The sequence below is a fragment of the Ruegeria sp. P8 genome (assembly GCF_056534665.1).
The window spans coordinates 18,892-32,462 of record NZ_JBQERC010000019.1; the positions used below are offsets into that span (position 1 = coordinate 18,892).

Below are 13,571 nucleotides of genomic sequence, written 5' to 3' on the forward strand. Positions count from 1 at the left end.
GCGATCAGCTCCGTTTCAGTTTCGGGTCCAGCGCATCGCGCAACCCGTCGCCCATTAGGTTGATGGCAAGCACGGTGACCAGAATTGCGAGACCGGGGAAGGTGACAACCCACCATGCGCGCAGGATGAACTCGCGCGCTTCAGCCAGCATGGTGCCCCATTCCGGCGTGGGGGGCTGCGCGCCCATGCCCAGAAACCCAAGGGCCGCCGCGTCCAGAATGGCAGTGGAAAAAGACAGGGCCGCCTGAACGATGATTGGCGCCAGGCAATTGGGCAACACCGTGATGAACATCAGCCGCGACTTGCCCGCACCAGCCACACGGGCCGAGGTTACATAGTCTTTCTGCCGTTCCGCCAGAACCGACGCGCGGGTCAGGCGCACGTAATGCGGTTGAAACACGATGGCGATGGCGATCATCGCGTTGGTCAGTGATGGGCCCAGAATGGCGACCAGAACAAGGGCTAGCAGCAAAGACGGGAAAGCCAGGACGATGTCCATCACCCGCATGATCAATGTATCAACCCATTTGGGCGCAAAACCCGACAGAAGGCCGACCATTACGCCACCCGTTACGGCAACACAGACCACAACGATCCCCACAAAGAAGGAATAGCGTGAACCCATGATCAGCCGCGACAGCATATCCCTGCCCAAAGGATCGGTACCCAACGGAAAGGCCCAGCTTCCGCCTTCCTGCCAGGCAGGGGGTTGCAGGATATGGTCCCGGAACTGTTCGGTCGGATCATAGGGGGCCAGCAAAGGGGCAAAGGCCGCACAGAACACAAAACCTGCAAAGACCCACAACCCAATCACGGCACCGCGGTTTTCGCTGAAGTAATACCAGAACTCTCGCAGTGCGCTGGGACGATTTTCAGTTACGGGCTGGGTCGACGAAAGCTCGGACATCATCGCCTCCGGATTTTTGGGTTGATGATGCCGTACAGGACATCGACCAGCAGGTTCACCAGCATCACGATCACCGCGATCATCAGCAAACCCCCTTGCACCACCGGGTAATCCCTGCGGAAAATACTGTCGACCATCCACTTGCCGATGCCCGGCCAGCTGAAGATGGTTTCAGTAAGAATTGCCCCCGCCAGCAACGTACCAACCGACAACCCGATCACCGTGACAACCGGTATCAGCGCGTTACGTAGCGCATGCAGCCCGTTTACCCGGGTCGGCGACAACCCTTTGGCACGCGCGGTGCGGATGTAATCCTCGCCCAGAACCTCCAGCATCGCCGACCGGGTCTGACGCGCGATCACGGCCAGCGGAATAGTACCCAGCACAATCGTCGGAAGGATCAGATGACGAACGGCCGACCCGAATGCGCCTTCCTGCCCGGACAAAAGACTGTCGATCAGCATAAAGCCAGTGACACTTGGGAAGTAATAAAGCAGGTCGATCCGACCGGACACCGGTGTCCAGCCAAGATTGCCCGAAAACACGATGATCAGCAGCAGCGCCCACCAGAAGATGGGCATCGAATACCCGACCAATGCCGAAGACATCAGTGCCCTGTCAAAAAACTTCCCCCGGTTCACCGCCGCAATCACACCGGCAGGCAGACCCAATGCGATGGCGAAGATCATGGCGCAGAGCGAAAGTTCCATTGTCGCGGGGAACAGCGAAAAGAACTCCTCCCAGACCGGTTTTTTTGTGACAAAGCTTTCGCCGAGATCGCCCTGCAAAACTCCGGCAAGGTATTCCCAGTATTGCTGCAACACCGGTTTGTCGAAACCCAGCTTTTCCACCATTTCCTGGTAGCGTTCTTCAGTCATGCCGCGCTCGCCGGCCATGACGATGATCGGATCACCCGGCAGCACCCGGATAAACATGAATGAAATCAACGTTACGCCCAGAAAGGTCGGGACGAACAGGCCAATGCGGGTGAGTAAGTAACCAAACATCAGCGACCTATGATTGTAAGCTCTTTGGGGAAATGGGTCAGCGACCGGCAGCCATCCTCAGTGACAAGCACATCATCTTCGATGCGAACGCCAAAACTTTCGAGCGCATACAGACCTGGTTCATTCGTCCAGACCATACCCGGCAGGATTTTCTGATGATTCCCACGCATGATATAAGGTGCCTCATGCACATCCCGACCCAACCCGTGACCCGTTTTGGTGCGAATACGATCCGCAAATGGCGAGGCCTCGAGCACGCTTATGACCGCATCGTCGATGTCATGGGCCGTTACACCCGGGCGGCAGGCTTCGAACCCGGCTTTGTTGGCGCGCAGAACGGTGTCGTAGACTTCCCTGCCCTCGTCCGACACGTCCTGAACAAAGAAGGTTCGCGTAATGTCGGCGGCGAAACCATCTATGCGGGCACCGAAATCGAACAGTAACGCGTCGCCTGCCCTGATCTGGTAGTCGCTGCGCGCTTTCCCATGCGGTCGTGCCGAATTGTCGCCAGCCGCCACGATGGGCGAAAAAGCCAGTGACTCGGCCCCTTCTGCAAACAGCGCCTGTATCAGGGCCTGCTCGACCTGTTTTTCAGTCTGACCGACGCGCACATCTGCAATCACACGACCCAGAGCACGTTCCGAGATATCGATGGCCGCCTGCATCGCAGCAATGTCTTCATCGGTCTTGATTATGCGCAGGCCCGAGATTTCGCGTTCACCGTCGACGATCCGTAAGCCCGGCAAAGCACGGGTAAACGCCGCAGAGACGAAAACCCGCATCACCTGACCTTCCACCGCAAGCGAGCGGATCGGCATTTGTGCGGCCCATGCGGTAAACGCATCGTCATAACCGGTCTGATCGCGCCAATCGAAAACAGCGCCCTCGAATCCGACAAGATCCCATGAGGCCAGTTCCAGATTGGGCACAATCGCTGCGGCCTGTCCCTCAGCCGGGACAACGACCACGAAGGGCCGTTCGTGGCTCATGAATGCTTTTCCCAAAGCGCGGGTGAAATTCGGGCCAGGTACAAGAGCAACAGCGTCGACTGACATGTCCCGTGCCAGTTGACGATATTCGGACAGATCCGGCATTCAGGCCGACCTCCTCAATAAGAAAGCCGGAGCCGCCAAACAGGCGGCTCCGGTGAGTGAGTGGTGGCTTACTCGACGCTCACACCATAGAAGATGTGGCCGCCCAGCGGGTGCACTTTGTAGCCTTGCACCTTGTTGCTCATCGGCATGAATACAACCGAGTGAGCAATGGTTGCCCATGGGGCCTGCTCTTTGAACACGACCTGCGCTTCTTCATACAGCTTGGTCCGCTCGGCCTGATCGGTGCTTTGCTTGGCTTTCAGGATCAGATCCTCGAACGGCTGGTGGCACCATTGTGCACGGTTAGATGCTTCGACCCCGTCACAGCCCAGCAGAACGGCCAGGAAGTTGTCCGGATCGCCGTTATCCCCGGTCCAGCCCAGCAAAACAGCACCATCGCGGTTCAGTTCTTTCGAGCGTGACAGGTATTCGCCCCATTCGTATGAGACGATTTCGACGCCCACACCAACCTTGGCAAAATCCGCCTGGATCAGCTCGGCCATGCGGCGGGCATTGGGGTTATAGGGGCGCTGAACAGGCATCGCCCAGATCTTCATCGACAAGTCCGAGACACCTTCGGCATCAAGCATGGCCTTGGCCGCTTCGGGATCATAGGCATCGTCCACAATAGCGTCGTTATAGCCCCACATGGTTGGCGGGATCGGGTTCTTGGCAGCCTGGCCCGAGCCCTGGAAAACCACGTCGATGATCGCCTGTTTGTCGATCGCCATGTTCAACGCTTTGCGAACCTTGGGGTTGTCGAACGGCGCCATCGTGGTGTTGTAAGCCAGATACCCGACGTTCAGCCCTTCCTGCTCCATCATGTTGATGTCTGCATCATCCTTCATCGCCTGAATGTCAGCCGGGTTCGGGTAAGGCATCACATGGCACTCGCCAGCTTTCAGCTTCTGATAGCGAACAGACGCGTCCGGCGTAATGGCAAAGATCAGGTTTTCGACCTGCGCCGGTTCTTTCCAATAATCGCCATTAGCCGCATAGCGGATCACCGCGTCTTTCTGGTAGGCCACGAACGAGAAAGGCCCGGTCCCGATGGGCGCGGTATTCAGTTTTTCAGGCGTGCCGGCAGCCAGCATAGCGTCGCCATATTCGGCTGACATGATCGATGCAAAGTCCATCGCCATATTCGCAACAAAGGGCGCCTCTGGCTTGGACAGGGTGAATTTCACCGTGTAGTCATCAATCTTTTCGATAGAAGAGACCAGATCCGGCATCCCCATGCCCTGGAAGTATTCCCACGTGCCGCCAGACACTTGGTTATAGGGGTGGTTCTCGTCCTTTTGGCGCATGAACGAGAAGATTACGTCATCGGCATTGAAGTCGCGGGTCGGGGTGAATTCGTCATTCGAATGGAATTTGACACCCTGGCGCAGCTTGAACGTGTATTCCAGGCCATCATCACTGGCCTCGACACTTTCAGCCAAGCCGGGGATCACATTGGTCGTACCGGTTTCGAATTCCAGCAACCGATTATAAATAGGATGCGATGAGGCATCAAAGGTTGTTCCTGCGGTAAATAATGCAGGGTCAAACCCCTCGGGCGAACCTTCGGAACAATACACAAGGGTATTCGCCTGTGCCACGGCACCCGACAGGGCGATTGCCGTGGTTGCGGCCAGAAGATTGAGTTTCATGATTTTCTCCCAGAAATGGACTTTGCAAGACAATCGCAGGGCTCTTTGTCGTCAGAGCGTTCAGTGACAATACAGGTCGTTGCGATATCCCTGACAAATGTATCCAAAATACAAAACCTGTTGTCAACCGGCTCTGTCACTGACTTTCGTGAAAGATGCCCGTTGCCAGGGTGTGTCTTGAAATTGAAAGCGCCCTGCCCCAGGAAAATCGCGAAGGGCGACACTTACATTCCCCAAGGTCCGGCAGTATGGCCGCAGATATCGACTATCGTTGACCCGAAGTCATTCAGGTAAGAATGGATATCTATCTCTGACCGGTAGCTGATGACGTATCCTTGCGCATATCGCGAATGCAATCGTAACCCAGCCAAAGTAACACGGTCAGTGCGACCAGAAATACGTAGGGAAGCAGCGAGATATGCATAACCAACACGCCATAGAACATGGCGGCGTACGCAGCGATTTGGACTATCACCAACAAACCCCACGCAACCATTCCCCAAAGATTGCGCGCTTTCCTCTGACCGGTCGAGTTGCGCAGGCTCTGACACTCTGCCTCGTTCACCACAGGGGACGCGGCACGCGTTGAATTGAGAATGCCGTTGGTGTCGAGCGCGCTGGATCGACATGCATCGAAACAAGGGGCCGCCTCTCGACAGGTGGGCGCAGTGTGTAGCATTGATTGAGTCCTTGGACATCTGGGGTTTGGCAGCGAGCCTTCACTGTGCCCCAAGGCACCGACCCCCTGCACCATGCCGCGCGCGAGATCAGGTGCCACCGTTGCCGTCTTGCAATCATATCCAGCGGAGAAACGCCGATCCTCGCTCAGGCGCAGCATAAAACCGCACAAATAGTCGATTGGTCCGCGAAAACCGCGATCAGATGAGGTCTGAAGAAATTTCTCATGACCCTCGGTGGCTCATGACTTTTGGCGCGGTTTCGGAAACGCACTAACCGCCGAACAGGGACTTCGCATGCTTCCAGCGCTCTATTCTACTGCGTCCTTCGATGCTGAGGGCGAATACCCTGTACCCGTACCATGATCTCCTCGTTAGATAACCCATTAACTTCTAATAGGGGTTTCGGTTCAGGTATCGCTTACAAGTTCATTTGTGTACAAATTGGAAAGATTGCGCTCAAGTACGTGTCATATCCAGCCTCCGAGGATGCCATGCCGATTGAACACGCCCCCTTCAGCCAAGCGGAATATGACCGCAGGATCGCCAAGACCCGAAGCGCTATGGAAAAAGCGGGGCTAGAGCTACTGTTTGTCACCGACCCTTCGAACCAGGCTTGGCTGACTGGCTATGATGGTTGGTCCTTTTACGTGCATCAGGGCGTATTGCTCGGCATGGAAGGTGAGCCGATTTGGTGGGGACGCCAGATGGATGCATTGGGTGGGTTGCGCACATGCTGGATGTCCAAGGACAACATTCGCGGCTATGCAGACCACTACGTTCAATCAACCATACGCCATCCAATGCAGGATCTGGCTGGCCACATTCGCGCGCTTGGGCTGAGCACCGCCCGCTTCGGCGTTGAGATGGAGAACTATTACTATTCCGCAAAGGCACACGAGGTTTTGGGCAAGGAATTGCCCGAAGCGACGCTGGTGGATGCGACGGCACTTGTAAACTGGCAGCGTCTGATCAAATCGGAAGAAGAAATTGTCTTTATTAGAAAGGCGGCCCGGATTTCCGAAAAAGTAATCCAAACGGCCATTGATCGCGCCGCGGTGGGCGTGCGCAAGAACGACCTTGTCGCAGATATCCTTCATGCCGGGATTACCGGGGTTGAGGATGATTGGGGGGATTACCCGGCCATTGTCCCTTTGACACCCTCAGGGCTGGATGCCACTGCCGCGCACCTGACATGGAATGGCGCGCCGATGAAAGAAGGTGAGGCAACATTTTTCGAACTATCAGGCTGCTATCGGCGGTACCACGCTCCGCTTTGCCGCACGGTATTTCTTGGCACTCCGCCGCCAGAAATGCGGGACGCGGAACGCGCGCAGATCGAAGGGATAGCGGCGGGTTTAGAGGCTGCCCGGGCTGGCAATCGGACCAGCGACATTGCAAACGCTTTTCTTAAGGTTCTTGCCCGTCACGGACTCGAACGGGAGGGGCGCATGGGATACCCTATCGGCCTGAGCTATCCGCCAGATTGGGGCGAACGGACAGCGTCGATCCGCGCCGAAGACGAGACCATTCTGCAACCGGGCATGGTTTTCCATTTCATGCCTGCGCTGTGGATGGACAGCTGGGGGCTTGAGACCACGGAAACCATTCTTATAACTGAAAACGGCCCCGCCGAAGCCCTGTGCAATATCGAGCGAAAGCTCTTTGTGAAAGACTAAGCCTTGAGCATCCTCGAAGACGCCAAGACCCTGCTGGGCGAACTGATCAGCTTCCCCACGGTTTCGTCAGACAGTAACCTGGACATGATCAAGCACCTCGCGGACCGGTTGAGCGATTGCGGTGCAGAGGTGGAAATATGGCATGACGAAACCGGCACCAAAGCCAATCTTTTTGCCTCATTGGGCCCCAAGCGCGACGGTGGTATCGTCCTATCAGGCCATTCCGATGTGGTGCCTGTTACGGATCAGGACTGGTCCTCGGACCCATTCGTGATGGAGGAGCGGGACGGCAAGTGGTTTGGTCGCGGCACCTGCGATATGAAAGGGTTTATCGCGGCGGCAGTCGTCATGGCCCCGTATTACGCAAAGCTGGATCTTCAGCGCCCATTGCATTTCGCCTTTACATATGATGAAGAAATCGGCTGTTTTGGCGCGCAGGCTTTGGCCAAGACCCTGCGGAAGAAAGCGATCAAACCCGCTGTGGTCATCATTGGCGAGCCCACCTCGATGCGCATCATCGAGGGCCATAAGGGCTGCTTTGAATATACAACGCATTTTACCGGGTTCGAAGGCCATGGCTCGGCCCCCGAGCGCGGCGTTAACGCTGTCGAATACGCAGTGCAATACGTGTCGAAACTGCTGGCGCTGAAGGCTGATTTGCAAGGGCGAGCACCGGCAAACAGCCCGTTCGACCCGCCATGGACAACAATAAATACCGGTTCGCTGGTGGGCGGGGTGGCCCATAATGTGATCCCCGGTAAGGCGCGGGTCGATTGGGAGATACGACCAGTGCAAAAGGCGGATGCGGATTACGTCAAAGACGAACTGCACCGGTTTTGCGCGCAAACCCTGATCCCGGCAATGCAGACTGTTCATCCCGATGCCGGTATCAAGACCGAAATTATCGGTGAGGTCGACGGGCTAGAACCAATGGACGACAACGAGGCGCGTGACCTTGTGATGGAACTGACAGGGGCAAACGGAGCCGACGTTGTACCCTTCGGTACCGAGGCCGGGATATTCCAGCAGTTGGGGATGAACGTCGTTGTTTGCGGTCCCGGATCAATCGATCAGGCGCATAAACCGGATGAATACGTCTCGGTCGAACAGATGGCCCAGTGCCTTGATATGCTTCGGCGGTTATCTTCGAAGCTGGAGTAGATGATGACCTTGGTCCGCGCGGTATCGATATTCTGGTTGGGTGCACCGGTCTGTTCGTGCTGTTCTGGGCGGGTGGCTACAGTTTTGCCAAGATGGTGCTGCCCTATGTGGAACCGATGACCATGCTTGCGATCCGTTATGGTCTGGCTGTTCTGTGTCTTCTGCCGCTGCTGGCGGTGTTCCGCCCTGCCCTGCCGCGTGATCACTCGAAATGACCCGGTACCGGCTAGCACAGTGCAATACTCATTCTTTTTTGTCGTGATATTTCCCATCACCATGACCAGCGAAACGATAGAAACCACCTGAACCGAGATCACAACCGTCAGGAAAGCGCATTCACATAGCTTTTGATCGTCGACCGGCATCCGTGCTGCCAGATCCGTGGCAACCAGCGTGTGAAGGATTCTGCAAACTGGGCTTCACGGCCAGTACTTCCGTACAGGTTTGCTACCTCAAGCCACTTTTCGGGCCGTCCCCTGGCGGCAAGGGCCGCACTCTGCAAATCGCTCCAGATGGGATCATTGGGCGCAATCTCTGATCCATCCTCACGCAGACCGGCGCACATCCGGCACCAGAAAGCTTCAACCAGTGCCAGCCCAGTGACAGATGTACCCGAGGCCAGAGCATCGCGAATGGACGGAAGCAGGAAACCGGGGTGGCGCGCAGACCCATCAAAGGCCACGCGTCGCGTGGTATCGTGAATAGCCGTATTCGAAAATCTGCGTTTAACCAGATCCAGATACTGTTCCGGTGTCATCCCAGGAACCGCACTGGCATGAGGAAGAATTTCTTCGGTCTGGACTTTCAGGAAGAATGCCGAAATTTCCCGGTCGTTCATGCAGTCCAAGATTGTGGGGATGTTCAGAACCTCGCCCACATTCGCCAGAATCTGGTGCCCGCCGTTCAGAATGCGCAGTTTCAGTGTTTCATATGCGTGTACGTCCTTGGTGATCGTAACGCCGACATTCTCCAACATTGGCCGCCCGGCGCAGAAATCATCCTCAATCACCCATTGGCGGAAATTCTCGTGTGACACCGGAACGCAGTCTTCAATTCCTAGGGCTCGAGCCTGCGACCGAACTTGATCAGAGGTGGCGGGAACAATGCAATCCACCATTGAATTCGGAAACGCCCCGTTCTGATCGATCCAATCCGCAAGATCAGGGTCCGTCCGGCGCGCCAGTTCAACAACACAGTTGCGCAAGATAGTACCGTTGCCCTGAAGGTTGTCACAACTTAATGCCGTAAAGGGCAGATGCCCGGCGGCACGGCGATTGCCAAGTGCCGCCACAATGGCACCAAAGACCGTGCGAGGCTGTTGCGGGTTTTGCACGTCGTGTCGAATATCATCGTGATCCACGCCGAAAACACCCGACTTGGCATCCAGAAAATAGCCACCTTCCGTTACGGTAAGGGACACGATCCGAATGGCGGGATCGGACATTTTCCGGATCAGAGGCGCATTTTCGGGTTCAATGGGCAGATAGTCCATCAACGGACCGATGACTTCGGCCGAAACACCGGACGGGTCAAGCTCGATCAAAGTTGTCAGACAGTCCTGCCCAATCAGCTTTTCGCGCATGTCCGCGTCATAAGCCCGAACGCCGGCCCCGATGATCGCCCAGTCCAGGGCCTGCCCTTTTTGCATCAGCCTGTGGATGTACCACGCCTGATGCGCACGGTGAAAATTCCCAAGCCCAATATGAACAATTCCAGGGGTCAGGTCTTCACGCCGGTATCCGGGTATTTTGACATCCGCAGGAAGCGATCCGAGGCGTTCGAGGCACAGCTCTACCGGTGTTATGTCCGCCAAAGGGGTCATCAGCTCATCCAGTTTCCGCCATCGACATTGTAAGTCTGGGCCACGATGTATTCCGCTTCATCAGACGCCAAAAACACCGCCATCCCGGTTAAATCCTCGGCCCGTCCCATACGGCCGAACGGTACCGCTGATGCAACTTCGCGCTTCTTCTGCCCCGGTTTTTTATTTTCGTACTTCGCAAAGAAGGCGTCGACGCCGTCCCAATGCTCTCCATCAACAACACCGGGTGAGATCGCATTCACATTTATCCCGTGAGCGATCAGATTGAGCCCCGCTGACTGCGTCAAAGATATTACGGCAGCCTTGCTGGCGCAGTAAACGGCGACCAAAGGTTCGCCACGCCGACCAGCCTGTGAGGCCAGATTTATGATCCGGCCTTTGACATTGGCGTCGATCATGTGCCGCGCAACGGTCTGCATTGTAAACAAGGTGCCCGAAACATTGATATCAAAAACGCGCTGGTAATCGGAGCGGTCGATTTCGATGATTGGCGCTGCTGAGAAAACGGCAGCATTGTTGATCAGAATGTCAATCTGGCCGAACTGATCCACTGCGCGCGCAACAGCAATGTCGATGCTGTCCTGATCAACAACATTCATTTCGACCGCCATTGCAGCGTCACCGATTTCCGAGGCTGCGGATTGCGCCCGCGCGAAATCTATGTCGGCAATGGCCACACGCGCACCTTCGGCGACGTAAGCTTTTGCGAAGGCCAGCCCGATTCCACGCGCAGCACCAGTGATAAGCGCGGTTTTTCCGTCCAGTCGCTTCATTCGATCCGCAGCCCTTGCGCGTCAAAACGATGAAGCACGTCGGCACGTGGCGTCAGGTAGATACGGTCGCCATGCCTAAATCCAACCTCTCCGTCCGCGCGCACCGTGATTGTTTCCGCCAGACCGGTTTCATGTATGTGGAAAAACGTATCTGATCCAAGATGCTCGGACACGCCGACGACACCGCTCCAGGTTCCTTCGCTCTCGGACACAGCAATATGTTCGGGGCGGATACCGATTGTATGTGCGCCGTGTTTTGCAGCCTCTTCGCCTTCGATAAAGTTCATCTTGGGCGAACCGATGAACCCGGCGACAAAAAGGTTTCGCGGCGTTCGATACAGGTCCAGCGGGCTTCCGACCTGCTCGATTACACCAGCCTGAAGCACGACGATCTTGTCGGCCATCGTCATCGCTTCGACCTGATCATGGGTCACATAGATCATGGTGGTCGCCAGCCGTTCGTGCAACTCGCTGATCTCCAAACGCATGCCAACGCGCAGCGCGGCGTCCAGGTTGGACAGCGGCTCATCGAACAGGAACGCTGCGGGTTCGCGGACAATGGCACGCCCGATGGCCACGCGCTGGCGCTGGCCACCGGACAGCTGACCGGGGCGGCGATCCAGATAGTCGGTCAGGTTCAGAACCTGCGCGGCCCCTTCCACACGTTTGTCGATTTCGGCCTGATCCAGTTTTGCCATGCGCAACGGAAAGGCGATGTTCTTGCGAACAGACATATGTGGATACAAGGCATAAGACTGGAACACCATTGCCAAGCCGCGTTTTGCGGGTGGTACGTTTGTTGCGTCGGCCCCGTCAATGTCGATTGAACCCGAGGTGATGTCCTCCAACCCCGCAATCAGGCGCAGCAAAGTGGACTTACCGCAACCCGATGGTCCGACGAACACCGTGAACTCTCCGTCTTCGATGGTCAGATCCAATGGCGGGATAACCTGCACATCGCCAAAGCTTTTGGTCACGGACTTGAGTTGAATACGTCCCATGAGAAGTTTTCCTTATTTCACAGCGCCAAAAGTCAGGCCGCGGACAAGTTGTTTCTGGCTAAACCAGCCAAGGATCAGGATCGGTGCAATCGCCATTGTCGAAGCCGCGCTGAGCTTGGCAAAGAACAGGCCCTCGGGGCTGGAATAGCTGGCGATAAATGCGGTCAGCGGGGCCGCGTCAACGGCTGTCAGGTTGAGGGTCCAGAATGCCTCGTTCCAGGCTAGAATGAAGTTCAGCAGGACAGTCGAAGCGATGCCCGGTACAGCCATGGGTGTCAGGATGTGCAGGATTTCCTCTTTCAGCGTTGCCCCGTCCATCCGCGCAGCTTCAAGGATTTCACCGGGAATTTCGCGAAAGTAGGTGTAGAGCATCCAGACGATGATCGGCAAGTTGATCAGCATCAACACGACAACCAGTCCACCTCGTGTATCAAGCAGCCCCAGACGGATGAACAGCAGGTAGATCGGGTAAAGGACACCGACTGCCGGCAACATCTTGGTAGAGAGCATCCAAAGCAGAATGTCCTTTGTACGTTTCGAAGGAACAAACGCCATTGCCCATGCTGCCGGTACGGCAATGATCACACCCAACAGGGTTGACCCACCTGCGATGATGACCGAGTTCCAAAGGAAACGCATGTAGTTCGAGCGTTCCTGCACGACAGCATAGTTCTCGAGCGTCCAGTCGAAGTTCAGGAACAGTGGCGGGCTTGCGATAGCCTGTGCTTCGGTTTTGAAGCTGGTCAGGATGGTCCAGAGGATCGGGAAAAAGATCAGCAGACCGACGGCCCAGGCCAGGGCAGTGTTCAGCGACTTGCGTTGGATTGTAACGGTGCGGGCCATGGTTTTACCTCTTCACGCGTCCAGGTTCTTGCCGACGATGCGCATCAGGAAGACCGCAACGATATTGGCGAGAATGATCGCATAGACACCTCCGGCTGATCCGAGACCGACATTCTGGCTTTCCAAAACGCGCTGGAAGATCAGGTAGGTGAGTGTACGGGTGCCGAACGCGCCACCGGTGGTGACGAAAATCTCGGCAAAGATCGAAAGCAGAAAGATTGTCTGGATCAGGATTACGATTGTGATTGCACGGCTCAGGTGCGGCAGAATGATGTGGTAGAACCGCTTGAGCGGCGGTGCGCCATCCATTTCAGCAGCTTCCAGTTGCTCACTATCCAGCGACTGAATTGCAGTCAAAAGGATCAGTGTCGCAAATGGCAACCATTGCCACGACACGATCATGATAATCGAAGTCATTGAAGCTTCGGACAACCACGAGACCGGTTCAGCCCCGAAAAAGCGCCACAGATGGGCCAGCAACCCGTTGACCGGGTCCATGAACATGTTTTTCCAGACCAGAGCCGACACAGTCGGCATAACAAAGAATGGTGCAATAACGAGGATGCGCACCACCCCCTGGCCCCACATCGGTTGATCTAAAAGCATCGCCAGCAGGATGCCCAGAATGACCGTAATCGCCAACACGCCGATCACAATGACAAGCGTTGCCTGTACCGCGGGCCAGAACGAACTGGACGAAACAAACCGGATATAGTTGTCGAAACCCACCCATCCGAGATCACCGCCCCGCAAGGGAAGGTATTTCTTGAAGGAAAAATACAGGGTCATCGTCAGCGGCACGAGCATCCAGCCAAGCAGCAGTACCACTGCGGGTGCCATCATCAGGCGTGCAACTGATCTGGAATGTTGAGTTGCCATTGTGCAAGACCTCTCTGTTCAGGCGTAAGGCAGCCTGCGAGAAAAACACGAATTGTGAAAGTGGGAGCGGGGGACA

Annotated in this window: 13 protein-coding genes; 3 read left to right on the plus strand and 10 right to left on the minus strand. The window is 56.0% G+C overall.

The window, feature by feature from the left end; all coding sequences use genetic code 11:
* Window positions 1-4: 4 nt before the first annotated feature.
* From ACR0BZ_RS17190 to ACR0BZ_RS17210, 5 genes are all read right to left on the minus strand, one after another.
* The gene (locus tag ACR0BZ_RS17190) at window positions 5-907 is read right to left on the minus strand and encodes an ABC transporter permease subunit (protein ID WP_480508270.1); all 903 of its coding nucleotides are present in this window, start codon (window positions 905-907) and stop codon (window positions 5-7) included.
* A complete protein-coding gene (locus ACR0BZ_RS17195) occupies window positions 907-1,914 on the minus strand; it encodes an ABC transporter permease subunit (RefSeq protein WP_480477613.1) in 1,008 nt (335 codons plus the stop codon). The genes ACR0BZ_RS17190 and ACR0BZ_RS17195 overlap by 1 nt, the downstream gene beginning before the upstream one ends.
* Complete coding sequence (locus ACR0BZ_RS17200; protein ID WP_480560428.1) at window positions 1,914-3,008, minus strand: M24 family metallopeptidase; 1,095 nt, start codon at window positions 3,006-3,008, stop codon at window positions 1,914-1,916. Before ACR0BZ_RS17200 ends, ACR0BZ_RS17195 begins: the two co-directional genes overlap by 1 nt.
* Before the next feature lie 68 nt (window positions 3,009-3,076).
* Complete coding sequence (locus ACR0BZ_RS17205) at window positions 3,077-4,660, minus strand: ABC transporter substrate-binding protein (protein WP_480920842.1); 1,584 nt, start codon at window positions 4,658-4,660, stop codon at window positions 3,077-3,079.
* A 304-nt stretch (window positions 4,661-4,964) separates the two neighbouring features.
* Window positions 4,965-5,339, minus strand: coding sequence for a hypothetical protein (locus tag ACR0BZ_RS17210; RefSeq protein WP_480920843.1), 375 nt, complete (start codon window positions 5,337-5,339; stop codon window positions 4,965-4,967).
* Between the two features lie 492 nt (window positions 5,340-5,831).
* Between ACR0BZ_RS17210 and ACR0BZ_RS17215 the strand changes: the two genes are divergently transcribed.
* The 3 genes from ACR0BZ_RS17215 to ACR0BZ_RS17225 are packed head-to-tail and all read left to right on the plus strand — an operon-like array spanning window position 5,832 to window position 8,392.
* Window positions 5,832-7,016 carry a M24 family metallopeptidase gene (locus ACR0BZ_RS17215; RefSeq protein ID WP_480920864.1) on the plus strand — a complete coding sequence of 395 codons (1,185 nt, stop codon included), beginning with the start codon at window positions 5,832-5,834 and terminating at the stop codon, window positions 7,014-7,016.
* Window positions 7,017-7,019: 3 nt separating this feature from the next.
* On the plus strand, window positions 7,020-8,177 hold the full coding sequence (gene argE, locus ACR0BZ_RS17220) for an acetylornithine deacetylase (RefSeq protein ID WP_480920844.1): 1,158 nt from the start codon (window positions 7,020-7,022) through the stop codon (window positions 8,175-8,177).
* A 56-nt stretch (window positions 8,178-8,233) separates the two neighbouring features.
* Window positions 8,234-8,392, plus strand: coding sequence for an EamA family transporter (locus tag ACR0BZ_RS17225; protein WP_480920845.1), 159 nt, complete (start codon window positions 8,234-8,236; stop codon window positions 8,390-8,392).
* Between the two features lie 107 nt (window positions 8,393-8,499).
* On the opposite strand, the gene ACR0BZ_RS17230 is transcribed toward ACR0BZ_RS17225, so the two are convergent.
* The 5 genes from ACR0BZ_RS17230 to ACR0BZ_RS17250 are packed head-to-tail and all read right to left on the minus strand — an operon-like array spanning window position 8,500 to window position 13,495.
* The gene (locus ACR0BZ_RS17230; protein ID WP_480920846.1) at window positions 8,500-9,999 is read right to left on the minus strand and encodes a mannitol dehydrogenase family protein; all 1,500 of its coding nucleotides are present in this window, start codon (window positions 9,997-9,999) and stop codon (window positions 8,500-8,502) included.
* Entirely contained in the window at window positions 9,999-10,772 is a 774-nt protein-coding gene (locus tag ACR0BZ_RS17235) for an L-iditol 2-dehydrogenase (protein ID WP_480520850.1), read from the minus strand. The genes ACR0BZ_RS17230 and ACR0BZ_RS17235 overlap by 1 nt, the downstream gene beginning before the upstream one ends.
* Window positions 10,769-11,773 carry an ABC transporter ATP-binding protein gene (locus tag ACR0BZ_RS17240; protein WP_480588715.1) on the minus strand — a complete coding sequence of 335 codons (1,005 nt, stop codon included), beginning with the start codon at window positions 11,771-11,773 and terminating at the stop codon, window positions 10,769-10,771. The genes ACR0BZ_RS17235 and ACR0BZ_RS17240 overlap by 4 nt, the downstream gene beginning before the upstream one ends.
* Before the next feature lie 12 nt (window positions 11,774-11,785).
* Entirely contained in the window at window positions 11,786-12,616 is an 831-nt protein-coding gene (locus tag ACR0BZ_RS17245) for a carbohydrate ABC transporter permease (RefSeq protein WP_209506825.1), read from the minus strand.
* Between the two features lie 12 nt (window positions 12,617-12,628).
* Window positions 12,629-13,495: a carbohydrate ABC transporter permease gene (locus ACR0BZ_RS17250; RefSeq protein ID WP_480920847.1), complete on the minus strand. Its 867-nt coding sequence runs from the start codon at window positions 13,493-13,495 to the stop codon at window positions 12,629-12,631.
* Window positions 13,496-13,571 lie beyond the last annotated feature (76 nt).

Bases quoted from the DNA above. Each gene is read 5' to 3' on its own strand.
- ACR0BZ_RS17190 (WP_480508270.1), bottom strand. From the start codon at position 907: ATGTCCGAGCTTTCGTCGACCCAGCCCGTAACTGAAAATCGTCCCAGC.
- ACR0BZ_RS17195 (WP_480477613.1), bottom strand. From the start codon at position 1,914: ATGTTTGGTTACTTACTCACCCGCATTGGCCTGTTCGTCCCGACCTTT.
- ACR0BZ_RS17200 (WP_480560428.1), bottom strand. From the start codon at position 3,008: ATGCCGGATCTGTCCGAATATCGTCAACTGGCACGGGACATGTCAGTC.
- ACR0BZ_RS17205 (WP_480920842.1), bottom strand. From the start codon at position 4,660: ATGAAACTCAATCTTCTGGCCGCAACCACGGCAATCGCCCTGTCGGGT.
- ACR0BZ_RS17210 (WP_480920843.1), bottom strand. From the start codon at position 5,339: ATGCTACACACTGCGCCCACCTGTCGAGAGGCGGCCCCTTGTTTCGAT.
- ACR0BZ_RS17215 (WP_480920864.1), top strand. From the start codon at position 5,832: ATGCCGATTGAACACGCCCCCTTCAGCCAAGCGGAATATGACCGCAGG.
- ACR0BZ_RS17230 (WP_480920846.1), bottom strand. From the start codon at position 9,999: ATGACCCCTTTGGCGGACATAACACCGGTAGAGCTGTGCCTCGAACGC.
- ACR0BZ_RS17235 (WP_480520850.1), bottom strand. From the start codon at position 10,772: ATGAAGCGACTGGACGGAAAAACCGCGCTTATCACTGGTGCTGCGCGT.
- ACR0BZ_RS17240 (WP_480588715.1), bottom strand. From the start codon at position 11,773: ATGGGACGTATTCAACTCAAGTCCGTGACCAAAAGCTTTGGCGATGTG.
- ACR0BZ_RS17245 (WP_209506825.1), bottom strand. From the start codon at position 12,616: ATGGCCCGCACCGTTACAATCCAACGCAAGTCGCTGAACACTGCCCTG.
- ACR0BZ_RS17250 (WP_480920847.1), bottom strand. From the start codon at position 13,495: ATGGCAACTCAACATTCCAGATCAGTTGCACGCCTGATGATGGCACCC.